Genomic DNA, 16,384 nt, shown 5'->3' on the forward strand with positions numbered 1-16,384 from the left:
AGGTGAGGGTAACTTTTTACTCTCACTCTGTCTCGTCCTGATTTGAGTTGACCAATCTTATTCCGTTTTTACACTAACTTCTTTATTATTACCATAATATCCACTTCCCGGCACATAAATCGGCTGCATGGCTCCACCCATATTTTTCAATTTACCCTCGTCGCGCAGACGTCGGATATGTCGCATGGCTGTACTTCTTGCCATTCCGCAAAGATATTGGAAGTCGTGTCTCCGCATAAATGGATGAGTACGGAAGTACTTAGTCAGTTGCAGGTCAATTTCCTCGTTCGTCAGTTGGGTGAAATCCAGTCCACCTTTGAGGTTTTTCACTTTAAGAACGCCGAATTCGTTTTTCAATGTCTGGTCGGCACGAAACTGAATGGCCTTTAGCTTCACTTTGGTCACTTTCCGTTTTGTGTCTACCGTTACAGGTTCCGTGGTCGTCAGGCAGGGATGGAAATAACCGATGCCGTCCAGATGAACTTGGCGTCCTTCCGCCAATTCCTGTCCCATGATGTGTGAAAGCGCATCAAGTACGGCTGTGACGTCTGTTTCTGTCAGTGAACAACGTTCTTGAATACGTCGGCGCAGTACGTCGGTCCCTGTGGAACCGTTGTATTTGATGCGCGGATGCAGGGTGTTTCCGTTTTCTCCCTGCTGTTTGTTTGAAGGCTTCGGGTCTTCATACCAATCGAATAATATTGCCATAGCTCTATATTTGTTTTAAATGAACTCTTCTTGTTATGTATTCTCTTAGATAGTAATACATTAATGCTTAATGTTTCTTTTGTTAAACTCTAATGATTTGCAAGGGCTCACCCATGTGAATAAGGCTGTTTACGTCTGTAGACGTTTTTATTTACAATTGATAGCCTGTTTGTTCACACGGGTGAGCCCTTGACAACTACTAAGCAAAGATACATAAATAATAAGGCAAATGCAAATAATATGCAGGTATTTATCGGATAAAATGCTTGTTTACCGGAGGATAAAAGCGTATCTTTACAGGAATTAAATATGTAGATGTGATTGTAGAAAAAATAGACAAAAATAGGATGAAAGTTACTTTAATCAGACAAGACAACGGGAGCGGAAAAGAAACTCTTAGCATTTGTGAGACAGGCACACTATTCGACAAAATGAAGACGGAAACTAAAGCGGGACATATCACGGCTTTGCGGGAGATTATACCGTTGCTGGAAGGTACGTATGCCCGATACGAACATATTGATAAATTGCCATACATTTATTCTGCTGTGGAATATACCCGTACCAAAGAGGGCGAACGGAAAATGAAGCAGTACAACGGTTTGGTACAGTTGGAAGTGAGCCGGTTGGCCGGTGGCTCGGAAGCGGAGTTTGTGAAACGGCAAGCGGCACTTCTGCCACAGACTTTTGCCGCTTTTTGTGGCTCCAGCGGGCGTAGCGTGAAAATATGGGTGCGTTTCGCTTTGCCGGATGACGGAGGATTGCCGACCAAGGAAGCGGAGGCGGAATTATTTCATGTTCATGCTTATTGGCTGGCTGTGAAATGTTATCAGCCGATGTTGCCTTTCGATATTGACTTGAAAGAACCGGTTTTGGCACAGAGATGCCGTATGACGCTGGACGAATCTCCTTATTATAATCCGGATGCGGTGCCGTTCTGCTTGGAACAACCGCTTATGATGCCGGGAGAAGAGACTTTCCGTCAGCGGAAACTGGGAGAGAAAAATCCGTTATTACGGTTGCAGCCGGGATATGAGTCGGCGCAAACATTCACGAAGATTTATGAAGCGGCCTTGAACAGGGCACTTCAGGAAATGGAGGATTGGAAACGTGGGGACGACTTGCAGCCTTTATTGGTTCGCCTTGCCGAGCATTGTTTCAAAGCGGGGCTTCCCGAAGAGGAAGCGATACGGCAGACGATGATTCATTATTATCGCGAAGAAGAAGAGCAGGTGATCCGTTCGATATTGCATAATCTTTATCAGGAATGTAAGGGATTCGGCAAGAAAAGCAGTATCAGTAAAGAGCAGGAGACGGCTTTTCTGTTGGAAGAGTTTATGAAACGTCGGTATGAATTCCGTTACAATACGGTGCAGGACGATTTGGAATATCGGCAGCGCGATTCTGTTCACTTTTGCTTTAAGCCGGTGGATAAACGGGTGCGCAACAGTATTGCAATCAATGCTTTGAAGGAAGGCATCAGTGCGTGGGACCGTGATGTGGATCGTTTTCTGAATTCGGAATGTGTTCCTTTGTATAATCCTGTGGAGGAATATCTTTATGAGACAGGTCGCTGGGACGGGAAGGATCGTATCCGTGCATTGGCTGGTCTGGTGCCTTGTGATAATCCGCATTGGCAGGAATTATTTTACCGCTGGTTTCTTAGTATGGTGGCGCATTGGAGGGGAGTCGATCGGCAGCATGGTAATAATACTTCGCCTTTGCTGGTTGGTTCGCAGGGGTATCGTAAGTCTACATTCTGTCGCATTATTCTGCCGCCGGAGTTGCGTTTCGGCTATACGGACAGTATTGATTTTAAAAGTAAACAGGAGGCGGAACGCTATTTGGGACGTTTTTTTCTGATAAATATTGATGAGTTCGATCAGATTAATGTCAGTCAGCAGGGGTTCTTGAAGCATTTGTTGCAGAAGCCTGTGGCGAATCTGCGCAAACCATACGGTAATACGATTCGGGAAATGAGGCGTTATGCTTCTTTTATCGGTACCAGCAATCAGAAAGATTTGCTTACCGATCCTAGCGGTAGCCGCCGTTTTATTTGCATTGAGGTGACGGCTCCTATTAATACAAATGTTACGATTAATTACAAGCAGCTTTATGCTCAAGCGATGGAGGCTATTTATAAAGGTGAACGTTATTGGCTGAATGATGAGGATGAAAACATATTAAAACAGACTAACCGTGAGTTTGAACAGGCGAGTCCGCTGGAACAGCTGTTCCACTGCTATCTTAATCCCGTAGAAGAGGAAATGGAAGGCGAATGGCTGACTGCCATGCAGATTTTGAGTTATTTACAGACGAAAACACGGGATAAACTGGCTATTAATAAGGTAGGACAGTTTGGGCGTGCACTTCAAAAACTGAATATTCCTTGTCGTAAGTCTCGTAAAGGGACGCTTTATCATTTGATGAAAGTGAAGTAATTGATAAAGGTGGTGTGAAAGGGGGCTTTGTCAACCCAATCAGGACGAGACAGGGTGAGGGCAAAAAGTTACCCTCACCTACCCTCACTCTTACCCTCATCACTGAAAGGATGATGAATAGGGGGATGCAGGGAAAGTGTGAGGGTGTGAGAGTAAATCATGTATAAAAAATAATTGGATATTGAATCGGATGGTAAAGAATTGTGTGGCGGTCGGCAGTCCTTGCCGGGTGATAAAGTATATTGAGAACGATTGATTGTATGGAGGAGTGGGAGGGGGATTGTCTTTTCTACGTAAAAACAGCAATTTTCGGGTCGTTTATCAGTGATGCGTGTAGTAATTTTGCGGCATTGGAAATGAGAGTGCGAGTGTAAAAACGAAAATATTATTAGCTGTTATTTCAACTGTAAATATAATAAACGTATCTTTGGAAGTATGGAAGATAAAACGAATGTAATTAAGATACAGCGTTATCATTCTCCTTGTGGTGATTTGATGCTTGGCTCGTTTGAGGATAAGCTTTGTCTTTGTGACTGGGCGGCTGAAAGTCATAGGGATATCGTAGACAGGAGATTGCGGAAAGTGCTGAAAGCTGGTTATGAGAAAAGTACATCAGATGTGATACTGGAGGCGATGAGCCAGTTGGATGAATATTTCAATGGCGAGCGGACTGTGTTTGAGGTGCCTTTGCTTTTTGTTGGTACGGAGTTTCAGAAGAGTGTATGGTATAAGTTGTTGGAGATTCCATACGGTTCGACTGTGTCATACGGTGAGCTGGCAAAACAACTCGATTTGCCGAAAGCTGTCCGTGCTGTTGCTGCCGCTAACGGGGCGAACGCTATTTCTATTTTTGCTCCGTGCCATCGTGTCATCGGCAGCAACCACTCTCTTGTGGGATATGGTGGCGGGCTTCCTGCTAAAAAGCGGTTGCTGGATTTGGAATTAAATGGCAAACCTCTGTTATGAATGAGCAAAAAACGCTTGACTATGCACGCATTGCACAGGCAATCGGGTATATAAGGGAGAATTTTAAAAGGCAACCGGGATTGGATGAGATTGCCGGGGAGGTGGCGTTGAGTACGGCGCATTTCCAACGTATGTTTACGGAGTGGGCGGGAATTAGCCCTAAGAAGTTCTTGCAATATACTAGTATTGAATATGCCAAGAGAATCTTGAATGAAACTCATGCGTCTTTATTCGATGCGGCACAGGAAACAGGGCTTTCCGGTACGGGCAGATTGTATGACTTGTTTGTAAATATAGAAGGGATGACGCCGGGCGAATATAAAAACGGAGGTGAAAGTCTTTCTATCAATTACAGTTTTGCCAAAAGTCCTTTCGGTGAAATCTTCATTGCGTCTACCGATAAAGGTATTTGTTGTATGGAGTTTGCAGACGAACATGACGCGGCTTTTAACTCTTTACGGAAGAAGTTTCCTAATGCAAAGTTTACCTCGATTGTGGATGAAGTGCAGCAAAATGCTTTATTTATCTTCACGCAGGACTGGAGTAAACTCAAAGAAATAAAATTGCATCTGAAAGGTACTGACTTTCAACTAAAGGTATGGGAAACCTTACTGAAAATTCCTGTCGGTGGCTTGACTACTTACGGAGATATAGCCGTAGGAATCAATAATCCGAGAGCTTGCCGGGCTGTTGGAACGGCTGTCGGTGAGAATCCCGTAGCTTTCCTTATTCCGTGTCATCGGGTCATTCGTGCTTCCGGTGAGTTGGGAAATTACCATTGGGGAGAGATTCGCAAGACTGCAATGATTGGTTGGGAGGCTGCAAAAGGTGAGGTAAAGAGGGGATTATAGGAAAGAATGAAGGTGATTTTAGTTCACATTCTTTTTAGTGCAATGCTGTTTCTTATATTATTAATATATAACTAATTTGATTATGAAATTATTGGTATTCCTTGCTAAAGGGTTTGAAACGATTGAGTTTAGTGCTTTTATAGATGTTATGGGATGGGCAAAGACGGATTTTGATTGTAAAATAGATGTTGTGACCTGTGGCTTGAATCAAAAAGTGATTAGTTCTTTCAATGTTCCTGTTTTGGTGGATAAAGTCATGGATGAAGTGTCTGCAGATGAATATGACGCGCTTGCGATACCCGGCGGATTTGAAGAATTCGGATTCTATGAGGAGGCATATAATGAACAACTTCTGGAATTGATACGACTGTTTGACTCACAAAAGAAATGGATCGCAACAGTCTGCGTGGGAGCTTTGCCTGTTGGGAAAAGTGGAGTGTTGAACGGTCGGAAAGCAACAACTTATCATCTTAGAGGTGCTCATAAACAGAAAGTGCTTCAGGGATTTGGAGCAACTATCGTAAATTCTCCCATCGTGGTGGATGATAATATCATAACTTCTTATTGTCCTCAAACATCATACGGGGTTGCATTGCTTTTATTAGAGAAGTTGACCTCTCATAAAGAAATGGTTTTAGTGAAAGATGCTATGGGATTTTAATAAGTTGCATTTAAGCACTGCACTCGGTTTTGAGTTCGCTATGGATGATGCTTCTCACTGCTTTTTCATGTTTGAATAAATAATAATAAGTGCTTGCGGTAAGAAAAGCCAGAAACCGGATATTGGTTCGACTATGCAACCGATTATGGTGAACAGTAGAATGAAGTAACCTAAAAATAAAGGTGCCGGTTTTTGTTCTTTTCTGATATAGTATTGAAGTGTCTCTCCCCAAAGAATAAGTATTATTCCGCAGATTAGGAACCAGAAAGCAAAGCCCAGGTTATGATTTTCTCCAATAGAGTCTATTAATCCATTGTTAAGCATTTCCGTAAAAGCTTCTTTTCCAAGAAATAACGCATAAATGGTATGAATGACTCCTGTTGCTGTTAAAAGTGTTCCACTATATTTCCAAAGTTTCATGTTCTTGCCTTTTTAGTATTTTATTGGGATGTACACTTCTACAGAATTTGAAATTTAATCCGTTTTAACATATCATCCGGTTCTTAATAAGTTGCTCGATAACGCAAATATAAGTAATCATGTACGATTCCCAACGTATGATTTCGACATTTGTGTTTGTTTTAGATTCTTTATACTTGGTCATTCGTTTTCTTGTTGTGATATCTGTGGACATGAGTTGCTTTATAAATATCCTTTAGTTCTTCTTTATTGTATTGAAAATTATATCTTTGTATTTCAGATAGTTGGATTTATGGAGTTTATAAAAGAGGCTGGCGTCTCACCACAAAAAAGTATGGATATTAAGAATGATAAGATCACAATAAAGCCTTTGCGTGATAAGGATGTAGACATTTTCAGTAAATGGTTGGCTAAAGAATATATTTATAAATGGTTCTGCCCTGACGGAGAAGAACATAAAATGGCTTGGTTGGATGAGGTAAATAATAGAAATACCCAATATCATTATATGAAACATTTCATTGTTTATTATAATGATAAAGCCATTGGCTTTTGTTTATACTTGGATTGTTATTTTGAAAAAGAATATATACCGGAACATTACGGAAAAACTGTCGATGAGAAAGAGACAGTCTTTGAAATAGGTTATCTCATAGGCGAAGAGGAATATTTGGGTAAGGGCATCGGGAAGATTATTGTAAAGAAGCTGATCGGGGAAATTGCCGAAATAGGAGGGAAAGAGATATTGGCTGACCCTGATGAGGCTAATGTTTTATCCATAAGAACATTGTTAAGTAATGGATTCGTAAAAGTAAAAGATTGCGATTATAGGTATTGTCTTAAATAGATAAGAAAACTTCTTTTGAAAGAAGTTTTCTTATACGGCCATTCTATTTATTATTTGAATACAAAGTTGCTCAATAGATAACTCAAGAAGTTACCATAAATGATTATCTTTTATCTGACTTGTAAACTCATTTATAGCATCATATCTCAGCTTCGAAACGGAAGAATTTACTTTCGCTATTTTCTTCGTCAAAAATCTTTCGATGAAATTCATTTTGTCAAACTGAAACTCGCCACCTAAAATGGCTTTGGGAATCGATAATCTCTGCAAGAACTCCGGGAAAGCCTTATTCATTTCTTCCGCTTCTTGCTCTTCGTTCATACAACAGATGAATAACCCTATTACTTTTTGCTCTAATAACAGTTGATTATTGTGACAGAATTGAGTAATTTTTCGGTTTGGAGAGCCCGCATAAATGGCTGTTCCGAGAATTATTCGATCGTAAGTTCGAATATCAGGTCTCGGACACTCTTTTAATGAGATGTAGTCAACTTTATTAGTCAACTTTTCTCCGATAAGGTGTGTTACTCGCTCGGTAGTTCCATGTTTTGAATAATATATGATAGCTGTTTTCATTTTCAACAGGCATAAGCGGTTTTAAATAGCCACTAATAAGTGACATGGTTATCCTTTGTAAAGGTAGAGACTTTATTCTGACTAGCAAACAGTTTTCGATATAATTAATCTATATCTTGTTTTTCTCATATTTGAAAAGTATGTTCCCCATCTCAAAACGAGATAGGGAGCATTTCTTAATATATAATTAATGTACAGGTGCCAAGATTGATTCCATAATACCTGTACATATTGAAATTCCTACTTAATATCCCGGATTTTGATACTCGCTGCCATTGGTGATTGTTGCAGTAAATGTAGTTGAAATGGGACGTAATGCATAATTCGGGTGAAAGAATTGTGCTAAGTCCGGATGAGTATTCTCCAGATACTCCGAGTTCTTAAACATTCCTGTCCGTTTCAAGTCGTAGAAGCGGCAATATTCTCCGCAAAGTTCACGGCCTCTTTCGTCTAAGATATCTCGTACTGTAATACTCCCTGTAAGCGGATTTGCTCCGGCACGTTCACGAACCTTGTTGATATAACCGGCTGCATTCGCACCACCATTCAGGTAAATATCAGCTTCTGCCGCAATCAAATAAACTTCTGCCATGCGCATGATAAACGTTGCATTCAGATTACCGTTTCTCTGTTTGGAAGCATTGGCTACATAATAATTGCTGCTGTTATGCTTATTCAGTGATGGATAATAGTAGCGGAATTGGTTCTCATTTGTGCCGTCATTTTTGTAATTGCCAGTGACGTTTGTATAAGCATAATTCATGTTCACATTATTATTGTCATCACTATATACATGATGATAATCAATTAGCAAATAATCAGAAATGTGTTCTTTTTGTTTCTCTGTCGCATAATCGATGTCCTGCGGCATGATGAATTTAATGGCTAAATCACCTTTATTCAGAGCTTTGCCAATGACGGTTTCTTCCTTGTCATACATGTGGACGGCACTTTCATCCCACGTGTAATTCTTGTTCGCGTTCCACTCTGTAGTGAACGATTCATGAAATCTGGGGTCCAATGTTCCGTCTTTCTGTACATATAAACTCAATAAATGCTGTGTGGGCATAAAGATACCGGTAATTGAGCCTTCCCAAGTAAGACGTGTTTCCTGATTATCTTCACGAGCACCGAACTTATTGATATTGCATAAGAAATACTCATCGTTGCGATTTAGCTTGTAATTTCCGTTGCTTGATCCGTGACCGTCTGCTCCTGCATACCAGCGATGTTTCCAGAGAGCATCCTTGTTTTCCCAGTTATTGCTCTCTTTAAACACTTCGCTATACGATGGATACATATACGTATTGTATTTCCCACCGCCGGTTTCGCAATCGGTAATCAATTTCTTGGCTGTATCCAGAGCTTCCTGCAAATATTCGGTGCTTCCATATTCGTACGTCTGCAAGCAGGCTTTAGCCAGAAAACCGAGAGCGGCTTTCTTCGTCGGGGTGGTAGTAGTTGCATGCGTACCTGTTGGCAACCATTCGGATGCGAATCTTAAATCGGGCAGGATTACTTCCTGATAGATAGTCATCGGATCGGTGCGGGTGGGGGAGTAAGTCAGTGTTTCCGCTGTTATCGGTTCTGTGAGCATCGTCACTGCTCCGAATTGTTCCACTGCATTGAAATAATAGACAGCTCTAAGAAAACGGGCTTCCGCAATCTTGGCATTCCGCTCCTCTTCCGTGGTGTAGGGAGGTTTGTCTCCTAATGCGATAGCTTCGTTACAGGCTCCCACACCGTCGTATGTCCCGTTCCACCAATTATTGGTGTAAGTCGTATTGGGTGATGTTCCTGCGAAAAACCAGAACCACTGTGTGTAACTTGTTGATTCGTTGGCTTTATACGTCCAAAGATCGGTGTCGCCTTCAGTCAGTGACATCCAGTCCGCAGAACCGTAGTAAAACCTTTCCATAGCAAAATAACACTGGTTAATCAGGGTTTCATATCCATCGATGGAAGTAGCCAAAGCCTCTTTGGTAAATGCGCCCGGGTTGTATTCCTCCAAGGTGCAGGAATGTAGAGATAAGGCCGAGAACAGCACACTGCAAAATATGAATTTTATATATATCCTTTTCATGATTATAATCTTTTGTTAGAATGTCAAATTAACGCCAAAAACAAATTGCCGGTAGGTAGGAAATGCATCCGAACCGTTGGTTTCGGGATCAGTATCTTTCAACTGCTTATCTTTTACAAAGATGAACGGATTGTAGGCTGTGGCATAAATACGGCATTTCTCCATTAAAACTTTGCGGGAAATATTGACGGGTAGTGTATATCCCAGCGTGATATTTTTAATCTTAATGAAGGAGCCGTCGCGCACTCTTAATGAAGGATATACGGTTTTTTGTTCGTCTCCCGTTCCGGGACGGGGGAAATAGGCTCCTTGATTATCCTCTGTCCAGTAGTCTACGCCTGCCAGTTGATTCTTGGTTATGCTCTGTTCGGCGGTATAATAACCGAGCAGGTCACTGTTGATTGTCTGTCCGTAACGTGCCATGGCAAAGACGGATAAATCAAAATTCTTGTAGGTGAAGGAGTTGCTGAGTCCGATGATCCAGTCCGGATTGGAATGTCCTAGAATTTGCCGGTCTTCCGTACTGTATTTATGCACACCTTCATCGCCTTTCTGGTCTAAGGTTTCTATCTTGATGAATCCGGGTTTTACGCCGTAGGCATCCAATGTTTCCTGTGGAGTATCGGTTCCCCAAATTCCGGTATATTTATATCCGTAAATAGCTTTAATCGGTTCACCGACAAACAGGTTTTCGGCGATCAGATCACCGTCAGGCAGATCGTCTATTTGTTCCTTGTTCCAGGTGACGGATAAAGTGGTATTCCAGGTGAAATCTTTATTCCGTATGTTGTGCGAAGTGATCGTTGCTTCCACGCCTTGGTTACTGGTCTGGGCGATGTTCTGCCAGATAGCCAGAGGCGATCCCCATCCGGTCAGACCGCTGGTGATGGGCAATGTACGTTTGAATAATAATCCTTTGGTGGTTGTCTTGAACCATTCTACCGATCCGTCAATGCGACCGTTTAGGATACCGAAATCCAACCCCACATTCCAGTTGTATGACTTCTCCCAGCCGAGATCGGAACTACCGTAGGTACCGGAGTATTGCGTGAAAGGAACAATCTTCCCATTAATGGAAATTCCCGAAGCGGCATATACGTATGCTTGTGTTGTGGTACTGTATGCGGTGGTTCCTCCCGAGTTACCCGTGATACCGTAGCTCACTCTCAACTTCAGGTTGTCTAGCCAACTACGTGTCTTTTCCATAAATGCCTCGTCTGATATTCTCCACGCCAGTGCACCTGCGGGGAAAGCATCCCATTTATGTCCGGTAGAAAATTGTGAAACACCGTCCCAACGGGTAGAGAAATTAAACAGGTATTTGCCTTTGTATGAATAGTTCAGACGGAAGGCAAAAGACATTTTCTGTGTCTGTGCGAAGTCGGATTCCACATGTTGGGAAGTGCCCGATGTCAGTCGCCAGAAAGACCATTGATCTACCATCTGACCGCTGGCGGCAGCCATGCTACTTTCCGACTGGTTCTTATTCCAGGAAGTAATCAGTGAACCTCCCAGATTATGGTCTTTTGCGATGGTTGTGTTGTAAGCGAGAATATTCTCCCAAGTGTAATTCCAGGCATTGTTGTTGGTGATGGAAGCATGCGGTGAACCTGCATAAGACGGACGGTTGGCATTGCACTTCTCTCCCCAGTATTGCCCGTGGCGTGAGTGATTCAAAGTACCATTGACACGACTGGTAAAAGTCAGGTCTTTGATGGGAGTTAGTTCGACATAGCCACTCATGTTCAGATAGGTGGAACGTGTGTTGTCTACATACTGATTCTCTATGAAATCACTCATCGGGGAATATTGTCCCGTGATGTATTCGTGATTGATCTCCCCTTCTTCGGTATAAGCATCACCCAGCGGGATGGCGGAGAGAGATTTGGTGAATGTGTTTTTCACACCGGAGTTCAAGTCCCGGTAGACTAAATTGGAGGTAAAGCCCACCTTTGCCCATGAAAATATCTGTTGATCCAGGTTGAGGCGTAACGAATATCTGTTCAGATTTTCGTTATTAAGTAAACCTTCTTCCCGATTGTAGGAAGTCGAAGCGAATAATTTTGTCTTTTCAGTGCCACTGCTGACCGAAAGACTGTATTTCTGTGTGGTAGCCGTGTTGCCCGACACTTCATCTATCCAGTCTATCCATTTGCCGTCGTTGTATGCATCTATAAAATCCTGTTTCCCCAGTAGGGCGGACATATCGGTAGGATAGTCACCGTTTTTATATTTATAGGCTTCTTGCTGGTAGGTGACCCATTCATCCCGCGTCATTCCATGCCTGTAGTTAGGTGAACCGCTGAATCCGTAATAAGCATCGAAGTTTACGGTCGCTTTTCCCTCTTTTCCTCTTTTTGTGGTGATGATGACAACACCGTTTGCTCCTGCAGAACCATAAATGGCGGTGGAAGAAGCATCTTTCAATACATCTACACTCTCGATGTCCGACGGGCTGACCTGGCTATAGCTGCCGGGGATTCCATCGATAATAAACAACGGTTCGTTGCTGCCATAGATAGATCGTGAACCACGTAACAGGATAGTGACATCACCTCCTACCTGTCCCGAAGTTTTGGTGATATCCATTCCGGGTATCTTGCCTTGAAGGGCTTCCATCACATTATTGGTAGGAGCGGCCAGTACTTCCGCACTTTTGACGGAGGTTACCGCCCCCGTCAAATCCCGTTTTTTGACCGATCCGTATCCTACCACCACTACTTCATCAATCAGTCTGGCATCTTCCGTCAGTATGATTTCCAGCTTGTTCTTGTTGCGTGTATTGACTTCCTGTTCCGTGTATCCCATATAAGATACCTTTAATATTGCATTGGGCGATATGCGCAGTGTGAATAGTCCGTCTACATTCGTAATTGTCCCGTTACTGGTACCTTTTTCAACGATATTCGCTCCGATAATCGTCTCTCCTTGAGAGTTTTTCACTACACCCGAGATCGTTCTGCTCTGTTGGCAATAAGCCCGTGTTGATCCAAGTATCGATAAGGAACCTATTAATAGGAATAATAGGTAAAAATTCATTCTATAAACAGTCTTTAGGGGATTATTCTCCCCTATGTTTGTTTTATCAGAAAATGATTTCATGCTTTTTGTTTAATTGTATGTTTACTAATTTGTTTTTGGATAGCTAAATTTCCGGACAATTTAAAGCTATGTCTCGATTGTAACGACTTTACTTACCCCATAGGCTATTAGATTTTATTGGTTAAATGATAATTGTTCAGAATGTCAATTGCACATCCTTCTGCACTGTTTTAAATGTGGCGCCACGATTCATGTCAGCTAAAAACTGACAGGGCAAAATTATGCATATAGAACTGGGGATTGAAAAATATAGAGTTGACTTTTATCAGAACTGAGTTGTTTCTTACTACCTGTTGTATATTTGATTTTATAAAGTAATATTGTTGTTGATTAAACCTTTACCCGTCGTAAACTTTACGGTAGTAAAGTTTTAGAAGTAGATAAAATGATAAAGACTGGGATAAAATAGATCTAATTAGGTTATATTTAAAAGAGAAACAGATAGAAAGCTGTCTTTTTCAAAGGGCGATATGTAGTTGCGAATTTTATTTTCATTATCTTTGTCTCAATGTATTTACTAAAGCAACAATGATATGGATATTAAAGTAAAAGACAAGGTGAATCAAAGGCATGTCGGTCGCAATCTGCAAAGAATCCGTGTGTATCTGGGTATGAAACAGGAAGCGTTGGCTTCTGATCTGGGTGTTAGTCAGCAGGAGATCTCGAAAATAGAGAAACAAGATGAAATAGAAGACGGACTGTTGACAAAAATAGCTGAAGTCTTGGGAATATCTACTGATGTCATCAAGGATTTTGATGTTGAAAAAGCCATTTGTAATATTAATAATTATAAAGATGCTACCATTTCTCCGGGAGCAATTGCTACTGTTTATGCTCATAACCAACAGATTAATCCTATTGAAAAGGTGGTTGAACTGTATGAACGCTTGTTGAAAAGTGAACAAGAGAAAATAGAGATTCTAAGAGAGTGCATAAAGCAGGGAAAATAATCAACAGACTGGAATATGGAAACGGAAAAGTACACAAATACAATTCATCTGGGAAGAAAAATTGAACGGGTGCGTCGGCTTCGGGGAATGACTCAAGCGGAACTCGGTGATTTGTTAGGTATAACGAAACAGGCTGTTTCGAAAATAGAACAAACAGAGAAGTTTGACGATGAACGGTTAGGCGAGATTGCTTCAGCACTAGGCGTTACTGTAGATGGGCTGAAGAGTTTTAATGAAGAGACAATCCTGTATAATACGAATAACTTCTACGAGAATTGCGGTGTTAAAAGTGCTGTCAGTAATACAGGTAATAATCAGACCTTTAATAGTTTTCCTGTTGAACAGGTAATTGAGATTTTCGAAAAGCTGTTGGATAAACAGAAGGAGCAATTTGAAACTTTAAAAAAAGAGAAGAAATAAATATCTCCAAGATATTGAATTTTATCAGTCGTAATTATACTCCTAATGCAATGATAGCTGAATTGATTTCTTCAAAAAACAAGGAAATAGATTGGTTGAAAGAAGAAATTAAGTTTTTAAGAAAGGAAAATGAAAAATTGCTGCTGATTGTGGGTGAAAAGATATGAGATGATGTTATCATAATTATGTGATACACTTCTGTCTGTTGTTTATATGGGTAGTTATCACCTTTATGTTGTAAGCATAACTAAGATCTGATTGAAACTTTATAAATAATATTTTTTACTGTAAATGTTGAGGTATCCAAACTCTTTTTAATTCAAGGAGTTTGGATGCTATTTTTAAGTTTACTGCATTATGGTGTAGTATTCATAATACAAAAGCAAATATTTCGGGTGACAAGATGATATCTTTTATCTTTTTCTTTGAAAAAAAATATCACAAACTTTTATTTGAAGACTAATTTAGTTATTCTGCGTTCTTATTACTTTTTGTATCATTAGTATGATCCATACAGATATAACAAAGGGAGCGGTTAAGGTAGTGATACCCAAACTCATTCCTAGAATCTGTAATACGGTGGACAGTAAGACAGAGCATCCTGCCCATACGCCACTTTTCCAGCCCGTTCCTCCTAAAGCTATTGCACATAATACCCCATTATAGCCCATTAATCCGGCATTTAAGTCTGTAGCATCCACTTCAAGTAAAATGGCTAGGGGAATAGGAAGAAGTGCTCCCAAGATAGTATAGAGACTTGCCTTTCGAGAATTAATCAAAATGCCTATAAGGAAACATAATCCGGATAGAATTGTATTTCCCTGAAACATGACTTGCCCTATACCTAAGCAGAAGGCTTGGAAATAATTAATATTCTGTGTGGTATCAATAACCGTATAGGAAACTGATAGTAAATCTGGTATAAGCCAGCTGCAAACTCCCAACATTCCCCATACAGCAAGAATGAAAGGAGCAGTAAAGCCAGGAATTAAACGTTGCTGATTAAAAAAATAGGCAATCCATGTGGAAAGGGCCGAAGCGATAATCAACATGATTAAACTTCCTACCGATAATTGTAGAAATACGCCAACTGCTATACCTACTAAAGTTCCATTAAATCCGTATAATCCATTTTTAATATCATCATACTTATATCCCGAAAAATGGGCTGTCAGTGTACTTATTATATTACCGCAGACTGCTAGTATTCCCATTTGCCATGAGTTTAGAAATATTCCAATTAGCATGAATAATCCGGATAACGCATTATTCTGAAACATCACTTGTCCTATTCCACGTCCCAGAATAAGTAATAAATTGTGTATAAAGACCATTTGTATAAAAGATTGACTGATAAAATGATGACAAAAGTACAACCTTCTATTGAAAATAGCAATATCAAGAGATGGAGAATTAGAAAAGTGTAAAGAGATGTGGAATTATCATGTACGGTCAATTCACTAATTATTGTGCTAAGCATAATATTCATGACTATGTTAATGATTTACTTATAGGGGATGAATCTCGTTTTGATTGGACAGGAATAGATTTAATAGTTCCTTATTGGCCTTACTGTTAATTGAAAGTTCTCTGTTTTTTTGGAAAACATCCAAAGAACTGGAACATTCACCGCAGATATCTACTCCGATAATTTCTTCTTTTTTTAGAATGATGGAGAGGAGTTTCTCCAATTCGGTCAGTGATAGGGAACCCTGATCCCAATTGGTTACTGCTGATTTTATGTCCAATACATCTTTGTCCACTGATATATAGACAGGCTCATTCAGATGTTCATGAGAGAATCTGTTCCATCCTTCTTCGTGAGAAAGTTCTGTTTCGCTATAAAACTTTAATTTTTCTCCATAATTGGGATGCAGTGCTTTGATCAACTTTTCAGCAGCACCGACGATACATACTTTTTGAAGATAAGGATTTGTATCCAATACTTTTTTCACCCAACATCCGCATGACATTAGATTGTCAAATAAGGAAGGTTGCATATCTGGATGATGATCAAAGACAACTAGTGAGAATGGGGTCTTTATTTTATCCGTCCAAAATTTACTGATATAATGATAGTTACCGGAATCAATGAAATGTATTCCTTCAGGTAAGTAGGGGGCCATTCTTTGTCTAATGACTTTGGCTGCTTCTGCATCACAGTAGCAGTTGGTTCCGTTTAGGTCGGTACAATCTATCCACTGGAAATGGATGTCGTTTATAAATCTTTCCTGCTCATAGACATGAGTGAAATTCATAAGAATAATGTTCGGTTTCATTGTTCTTTATCTTTTATTGAATAACCTTTGAAACTTGTCATGTATAAAAGCGGAGTGTGTCAAAACGCAGATTAACGCAA

At 40.5% G+C, this 16,384-nt stretch carries 14 protein-coding genes; 7 read left to right on the forward strand and 7 right to left on the reverse strand.

Annotation, left to right across the window (positions count from 1 at the left end):
* Positions 1-57: 57 nt before the first annotated feature.
* On the reverse strand, positions 58-708 hold the full coding sequence (locus tag DXA54_RS08735; protein ID WP_004306439.1) for an HU family DNA-binding protein: 651 nt from the start codon (positions 706-708) through the stop codon (positions 58-60).
* Positions 709-1,055: 347 nt separating this feature from the next.
* Here DXA54_RS08735 and DXA54_RS08740 point away from each other — a divergent pair, with 347 nt between their 5' ends.
* The 4 genes from DXA54_RS08740 (at position 1,056) to DXA54_RS08755 (ending at position 5,627) form a co-directional block, all read left to right on the forward strand.
* Positions 1,056-3,149 (forward strand): BT4734/BF3469 family protein, encoded by a 2,094-nt coding sequence (locus tag DXA54_RS08740; RefSeq protein ID WP_120079251.1) that lies wholly within the window; start codon positions 1,056-1,058, stop codon positions 3,147-3,149.
* A gap of 435 nt (positions 3,150-3,584) precedes the next feature.
* Positions 3,585-4,115 carry a methylated-DNA--[protein]-cysteine S-methyltransferase gene (locus DXA54_RS08745; protein ID WP_004306441.1) on the forward strand — a complete coding sequence of 177 codons (531 nt, stop codon included), beginning with the start codon at positions 3,585-3,587 and terminating at the stop codon, positions 4,113-4,115.
* Positions 4,112-4,966 carry a bifunctional helix-turn-helix domain-containing protein/methylated-DNA--[protein]-cysteine S-methyltransferase gene (locus DXA54_RS08750; RefSeq protein WP_004306442.1) on the forward strand — a complete coding sequence of 285 codons (855 nt, stop codon included), beginning with the start codon at positions 4,112-4,114 and terminating at the stop codon, positions 4,964-4,966. The genes DXA54_RS08745 and DXA54_RS08750 overlap by 4 nt, the downstream gene beginning before the upstream one ends.
* 82 nt (positions 4,967-5,048) lie before the next feature.
* Positions 5,049-5,627: a DJ-1/PfpI family protein gene (locus DXA54_RS08755; RefSeq protein WP_004306443.1), complete on the forward strand. Its 579-nt coding sequence runs from the start codon at positions 5,049-5,051 to the stop codon at positions 5,625-5,627.
* Between the two features lie 54 nt (positions 5,628-5,681).
* Here DXA54_RS08755 and DXA54_RS08760 read toward each other — a convergent pair whose 3' ends face one another.
* Positions 5,682-6,047 carry a DUF6463 family protein gene (locus DXA54_RS08760; protein ID WP_004309084.1) on the reverse strand — a complete coding sequence of 122 codons (366 nt, stop codon included), beginning with the start codon at positions 6,045-6,047 and terminating at the stop codon, positions 5,682-5,684.
* 334 nt (positions 6,048-6,381) lie between these two features.
* Between DXA54_RS08760 and DXA54_RS08765 the strand changes: the two genes are divergently transcribed.
* Positions 6,382-6,894, forward strand: a complete 513-nt coding sequence (locus tag DXA54_RS08765) for a GNAT family N-acetyltransferase (RefSeq protein ID WP_004309086.1) — start codon at positions 6,382-6,384, stop codon at positions 6,892-6,894.
* 90 nt (positions 6,895-6,984) lie between these two features.
* Here the strand turns inward: DXA54_RS08765 and DXA54_RS08770 are convergent, their stop codons facing one another.
* From DXA54_RS08770 to DXA54_RS08780, 3 genes are all read right to left on the reverse strand, one after another.
* Entirely contained in the window at positions 6,985-7,470 is a 486-nt protein-coding gene (locus DXA54_RS08770) for a flavodoxin domain-containing protein (RefSeq protein WP_004306452.1), read from the reverse strand.
* 244 nt (positions 7,471-7,714) lie between these two features.
* Entirely contained in the window at positions 7,715-9,553 is a 1,839-nt protein-coding gene (locus DXA54_RS08775; RefSeq protein ID WP_120079253.1) for a RagB/SusD family nutrient uptake outer membrane protein, read from the reverse strand.
* Positions 9,554-9,568: 15 nt separating this feature from the next.
* A complete protein-coding gene (locus tag DXA54_RS08780; protein WP_120079255.1) occupies positions 9,569-12,655 on the reverse strand; it encodes a SusC/RagA family TonB-linked outer membrane protein in 3,087 nt (1,028 codons plus the stop codon).
* Between the two features lie 533 nt (positions 12,656-13,188).
* Here DXA54_RS08780 and DXA54_RS08785 point away from each other — a divergent pair.
* Entirely contained in the window at positions 13,189-13,605 is a 417-nt protein-coding gene (locus tag DXA54_RS08785) for a helix-turn-helix domain-containing protein (protein ID WP_004306458.1), read from the forward strand.
* A 15-nt stretch (positions 13,606-13,620) separates the two neighbouring features.
* A complete protein-coding gene (locus tag DXA54_RS08790) occupies positions 13,621-14,025 on the forward strand; it encodes a helix-turn-helix domain-containing protein (RefSeq protein ID WP_004309090.1) in 405 nt (134 codons plus the stop codon).
* Between the two features lie 464 nt (positions 14,026-14,489).
* On the opposite strand, the gene DXA54_RS08795 is transcribed toward DXA54_RS08790, so the two are convergent.
* Positions 14,490-15,359 (reverse strand): urea transporter, encoded by an 870-nt coding sequence (locus DXA54_RS08795; protein ID WP_008650018.1) that lies wholly within the window; start codon positions 15,357-15,359, stop codon positions 14,490-14,492.
* Between the two features lie 174 nt (positions 15,360-15,533).
* The gene (locus DXA54_RS08800; protein WP_004306464.1) at positions 15,534-16,304 is read right to left on the reverse strand and encodes an arginase family protein; all 771 of its coding nucleotides are present in this window, start codon (positions 16,302-16,304) and stop codon (positions 15,534-15,536) included.
* Positions 16,305-16,384 lie beyond the last annotated feature (80 nt).

Source organism: Bacteroides sp. OF03-11BH, from assembly GCF_003604005.1.
In the GTDB taxonomy this organism is placed as follows: Bacteria; Bacteroidota; Bacteroidia; order Bacteroidales; family Bacteroidaceae; genus Bacteroides; species Bacteroides ovatus.

Coding starts and splice junctions, on each gene's coding strand:
- DXA54_RS08765 (WP_004309086.1), top strand. CDS start 6,382: ATGGATATTAAGAATGATAAGATCACAATAAAGCCTTTGCGTGATAAG.
- DXA54_RS08750 (WP_004306442.1), top strand. CDS start 4,112: ATGAATGAGCAAAAAACGCTTGACTATGCACGCATTGCACAGGCAATC.
- DXA54_RS08780 (WP_120079255.1), bottom strand. CDS start 12,655: ATGAAATCATTTTCTGATAAAACAAACATAGGGGAGAATAATCCCCTA.
- DXA54_RS08745 (WP_004306441.1), top strand. CDS start 3,585: ATGGAAGATAAAACGAATGTAATTAAGATACAGCGTTATCATTCTCCT.
- DXA54_RS08740 (WP_120079251.1), top strand. CDS start 1,056: ATGAAAGTTACTTTAATCAGACAAGACAACGGGAGCGGAAAAGAAACT.
- DXA54_RS08755 (WP_004306443.1), top strand. CDS start 5,049: ATGAAATTATTGGTATTCCTTGCTAAAGGGTTTGAAACGATTGAGTTT.
- DXA54_RS08735 (WP_004306439.1), bottom strand. CDS start 708: ATGGCAATATTATTCGATTGGTATGAAGACCCGAAGCCTTCAAACAAA.
- DXA54_RS08800 (WP_004306464.1), bottom strand. CDS start 16,304: ATGAAACCGAACATTATTCTTATGAATTTCACTCATGTCTATGAGCAG.
- DXA54_RS08775 (WP_120079253.1), bottom strand. CDS start 9,553: ATGAAAAGGATATATATAAAATTCATATTTTGCAGTGTGCTGTTCTCG.
- DXA54_RS08760 (WP_004309084.1), bottom strand. CDS start 6,047: ATGAAACTTTGGAAATATAGTGGAACACTTTTAACAGCAACAGGAGTC.
- DXA54_RS08795 (WP_008650018.1), bottom strand. CDS start 15,359: ATGGTCTTTATACACAATTTATTACTTATTCTGGGACGTGGAATAGGA.
- DXA54_RS08785 (WP_004306458.1), top strand. CDS start 13,189: ATGGATATTAAAGTAAAAGACAAGGTGAATCAAAGGCATGTCGGTCGC.
- DXA54_RS08790 (WP_004309090.1), top strand. CDS start 13,621: ATGGAAACGGAAAAGTACACAAATACAATTCATCTGGGAAGAAAAATT.
- DXA54_RS08770 (WP_004306452.1), bottom strand. CDS start 7,470: ATGAAAACAGCTATCATATATTATTCAAAACATGGAACTACCGAGCGA.